The following is a 1,853-nucleotide window of genomic DNA, read 5'->3' on the forward strand; positions in this document are numbered from 1 at the left end:
CCATCCGCTCCCACGCCGCGTCGCTCAATACCAAACGGTCCATCACACCCAAGGCGGCCTCCCCAAAAGCAGCCTTGAATCTGATTTGCTCCTAAAAGGGAATCCTTAGAGTCCACACCACCTAGGGGCTGTTGCCGGATTCGTTTCCCTGCTGATCTCCCGCATGAACCGGGTGACCGATCGGATATAAGCCGGTGAAGCTGCACCGGATGCCGATCACGCCGGAACAAGACTCAGGAGGGATATGCCGCAACTGAGGCGCCGTGCTGAGCTGCTGAATCGTGCGATCTTGTACTCCACAACCAGCGCAATCCTGACGCGCCTGCTCGTGATCGTGGCGTTCGTCAGCGCATATTTTCAGTTGCGGCACGAATACGGCGTCGCCGTGCTCTTTATCGTTGCCCTCGGATTTTTCACCGCAGGGCTCGTGAATCTCGTCCGCGAAACCTGGATTGCCGTGCACGAATACGAATCCGGATCATCAGGGCCGTGAACGTCGTGCCGAGGGAGGATCGCGTTGGCAGATTGGCCACTCGGTAGCATTCGCGCTATCATCACGAGGAGCTGAACGTCTCCCTCTGCCAGAGATCGAAAGAAAGAAGAGGAGGAATGGTCATGTCGGTCGCCTGCAAGTTCGAGCGCAGCCTTCTCAGCCACGAAGAGCAAGAGACGATCCGCCTGACGCACCATCCCGCGATCTACAGCGTCGAGGCGGCTGAGCTCGAAGCCATGCGCCCCCGCTTGCGCAAGATGCGCGACAAGGAACGAACGGTCGGCCGACAGAAGCAACGCGAGAGCCGCGGAAAGGCCGAGGCTCGCGGGGCAAGCTTTCCGGGAACCGCCAAGCATGCTTCGGAGCGCAAGCAAGTGTTCGCCGCGGCACTGAAGCGAGTGAATACGGAACTCAAACGTCTGCACAATCTGGCGACGCGGACCGCGCATGTCGAAGCGGCCCGGAAGGCCCTCGCGCTGCACCGGGCCGCGAACTTCACGGCTCGTCCACCGGCCGGAGATACCGCTGGCGAAGGCATGGCGCCGAAGCCAAGCGAACGCCGAAAAAAGATCGTTGCCGGCGCGAAGATCGGACGCGTGTCGCAGGCGACGAAAGTCGCTCAGGCCGTGCGCGACGCACGTGGTGCATAACCCCGGGGAACGACCGCTCGTTAGGCGACGATCTCCTGCAGCATCGCCATCAGCGCCTCCGGCGCGGTGACGTTCGGCGAGTGGCTGGCGTCGAGTTCGAAATAGCGCCAGCCGGCTTCGTTTTTGATGCGCCTGGCAAACTGGCCGAACGTGTCGGCCTGTGTGGCGCGGAGGGCGTAGATATAGCTGCGCGGCAGGCTGGTCTCGCCGTGCTGCAGCCTCAGCTTCTGCTCGAAGCATTTGATCGGCATGTCGACGCGGCGCGCGGTCAGCCATTCGAGGTCCGCCGGAGATGTGTCCGGCGCCGTCGGCATCGGCGGAATACGCCAGCCGTCGCCGTCACTCGCGAGCTCACGCATGGTCTCGATGGCCGACTCGTTCAGATCGAACAGCGACTGGCCGTCGCGCGGCACGAAGGCGTCGATATAGATCATCTGCGCGATGCGCTCGCGCACCCGGTCGGCGACGCCGGTCGCGACCATGCCGCCATAGGAATGGCCGACCAGCACGATGTCGCGGAGGTCTTCGTAGGAAATCACATTGAGCATGTCCTGGATGTGCGCCTCGAGGTCGAGCCCCTGATGAGCAAGGTGCGCGCGCTCGCCGAGCCCGGTGTAGCTCGGCGTGACCAGCCGGTGCCCTGCGGCCTGCATCAAGGGATGCATCTTTTTCCAGGCCCACCCTGCCGACCAGGCACCGTGACAGACCAG

The 1,853-nt window shown here is 62.9% G+C and carries 2 protein-coding genes and 1 pseudogene; 2 read left to right on the top strand and 1 reads right to left on the bottom strand.

The window, feature by feature from the left end:
* Positions 1 to 217: 217 nt before the first annotated feature.
* A pseudogene (locus tag FNJ47_RS45890) lies at positions 218 to 493 on the top strand (DUF2721 domain-containing protein); the annotation flags it as partial.
* Positions 494 to 615: 122 nt separating this feature from the next.
* Positions 616 to 1,143, top strand: a complete 528-nt coding sequence (locus FNJ47_RS45895; RefSeq protein ID WP_163163369.1) for a hypothetical protein — start codon at positions 616 to 618, stop codon at positions 1,141 to 1,143.
* Between the two features lie 20 nt (positions 1,144 to 1,163).
* Here the strand turns inward: FNJ47_RS45895 and FNJ47_RS45900 are convergent.
* Positions 1,164 to 1,853: alpha/beta fold hydrolase (locus tag FNJ47_RS45900; RefSeq protein WP_236000576.1), on the bottom strand; the 690-nt coding region annotated here is incomplete at its 5' end.

The organism is Bradyrhizobium uaiense (genome assembly GCF_010811875.1).
GTDB lineage: Bacteria > Pseudomonadota > Alphaproteobacteria > Rhizobiales > Xanthobacteraceae > Bradyrhizobium > Bradyrhizobium uaiense.

Coding starts and splice junctions, on each gene's coding strand:
- FNJ47_RS45895 (WP_163163369.1), top strand. CDS start 616: ATGTCGGTCGCCTGCAAGTTCGAGCGCAGCCTTCTCAGCCACGAAGAG.